We start from the raw sequence: 2,043 nt of genomic DNA on the forward strand, positions 1-2,043 counted from the left end.
GACCACCGCGTCCACCTGTTCCCGGAAGGTCACCCACTCCTCCTTCCGGGCGTCTAGGGCCTTGCGGCCCTTCCGGGTAATGCGGTAGTATTTTCGGGTCCGTCCGCCCTCGGCCTTCTCCCGCACTGTGACCAGCCCCTCCGCCTCCAGGCCGTGGAGAATGGGGTACAGAGTCCCCTCTTTCAGTTCAAAGGTTCTGTTGGAGCGCCGGGCCAGTTCCAGAATCATCTGGTAGCCGTACATCTCCTCCTTCGCCAGCAGGGACAGGATCAGCATGGTGGTGCTGCCACTGATCAAGCTCTTGTCGATCTTCATGGCGGCCCCTCCTCTCTACACCTTGATCATCTATGCTTATTATACATAGATGATCAATGCTTGTCAAGGACAAAAGGAACACGTCCAACGCGGTCCGCCGGTCATCCCGCTCCTCACGGCTTCTCCTTCCCCGGCAGCAGGGGATTGTACATCATAATGGCGTCGTTGGCAAAGAGAAACCGCTCCTCCAGCAGCTCCCCGGAGAGGGAAAACACCCGGCGGTACAAGGCATTGTGGCGGATGTACCCGCTCCAGGACGCCTGGTCAATCCGGGCCTTCCGCTCCACGATCTCATAACGGCAGGCGGGGGGACGCAGGGCCCGCCACTCCCCCTCCAAGTGGGTCTCCCCCACTCGCAGGCACAGCTGAAAGACCTGGTCCGTGTCGTTGCGGATCATCAGGTCCCGGTAGGGATAAGCGCAGGTGGCGCCGCTGCCGAAGGGCTGGGTGCGGCCGCTGTCCGGGAACACGTCGTGGGAGTGGCGGTACCGCTCCACGACGGTCAAGGGAGTGTGCAGGGTCATCCAGAAGATCAGGTTGGAGAGCTGGCACAGCCCGCCTCCGATGTCCCCGCCGATCCGCCCCAGGAACAGCACCATGCCCTCCCGGCAGCCCTTTCTCCGGCTGGGCCGCCCGATCAGCCGCCAATAGCTGAAAGTCTCCCCGGGATAGAGAAGCACGCCGTCCAGCTTGGAGACGGCTAATTTCAGGTTGACCACCTTGTTTTTCTGCCACCGCTGTTCCTCTTCTCTGCCCAAATTGCGGATCAGCGGCGTAGCATGGCAGAACTGCACCTCCGGCAGTCTCTCTGCCTGCCGTCGCCGGGCCCAGTGAAAGCTGAGAGAGCGCCAGAGGCAATAGCGCCGTACAGTGTAATACAGCTTCCCCATATCCGCAGACGCAGCCAGCTGCGCCGCCGGGGCGGGCGGAGTTCCTTATTTCTTCCTGTCATCTCTCCCCCTCCTTTTTTAGATATTCTAGCAGGGAGGGGGGAAGAAATCATCACAAAAGGGAGACAAAGCGGCGACAAAAAAGAGACACACTCGAAAGAGTGTGTCTCAGATGTTGGCACCACCTATTTTTCCGGGCCGTCGCCAGCCAGGTATCGTGGGCAGGAACGAGCTTAACTACCGTGTTCGGAATGGGAACGGGTGGACCCTCGTCCTAATCAGCACCAACTTCATCGGGGCGAAAACGCTTGGACATCGCTCCGTATATCGACCGGGTAGGACCCGGACAATGAACTCATCGTATGACGCTCTATTCACTTGTCAAGTGCTCCCTCTCGTGAAGGAGTGTGGTGACCCGTACCGGATTCGAACCGATGTTAACGGCGTGAGAGGCCGCTGTCTTAACCACTTGACCAACGGGCCATCGTCAGGGGACGGGAGTTGCTGAGGGTTTCCTCTGAACCAGGTGTATCCCCTGGATACACCCAGCTCAGAACTGGTGCACCTTCACGGACTCGAACCGGGGACCCACTGATTAAGAGTCAGTTGCTCTACCAACTGAGCTAAAGGTGCAGATGGTGACCCGTACCGGATTCGAACCGATGTTAACGGCGTGAGAGGCCGCTGTCTTAACCACTTGACCAACGGGCCATCGTCAGGGGACGGGAGTTGCTGAGGGTTTCCTCTGAACCAGGTGTATCCCCTGGATACACCCAGCTCAGAACTGGTGCACCTTCACGGACTCGAACCGGGGACCCACTGATTAAGAGTCAGTTGC

At 59.2% G+C, this 2,043-nt stretch carries 2 protein-coding genes, 3 tRNA genes and 1 rRNA gene; all 6 read right to left on the reverse strand.

Going from position 1 to position 2,043, the window contains the following annotated elements; all coding sequences use genetic code 11:
- A partial coding sequence (locus tag QZ332_RS13510) for a PadR family transcriptional regulator (protein ID WP_295766397.1) occupies positions 1-315 on the reverse strand: 315 nt, incomplete at its 3' end.
- Positions 316-428: 113 nt separating this feature from the next.
- Entirely contained in the window at positions 429-1,073 is a 645-nt protein-coding gene (locus tag QZ332_RS13515) for a VanW family protein (RefSeq protein WP_295766399.1), read from the reverse strand.
- 305 nt (positions 1,074-1,378) lie between these two features.
- Positions 1,379-1,494 (reverse strand): 5S ribosomal RNA (rrf, locus tag QZ332_RS13520).
- A gap of 119 nt (positions 1,495-1,613) precedes the next feature.
- Positions 1,614-1,688, reverse strand: a tRNA-Glu gene (locus tag QZ332_RS13525).
- A gap of 74 nt (positions 1,689-1,762) precedes the next feature.
- A tRNA-Lys gene (locus tag QZ332_RS13530) sits at positions 1,763-1,838 on the reverse strand.
- A 3-nt stretch (positions 1,839-1,841) separates the two neighbouring features.
- A tRNA-Glu gene (locus QZ332_RS13535) sits at positions 1,842-1,916 on the reverse strand.
- Between the last annotated feature and the right edge of the window lie 127 nt (positions 1,917-2,043).

This window comes from uncultured Oscillibacter sp. (genome assembly GCF_910584465.1).
Lineage (GTDB): Bacteria > Bacillota > Clostridia > Oscillospirales > Oscillospiraceae > Oscillibacter.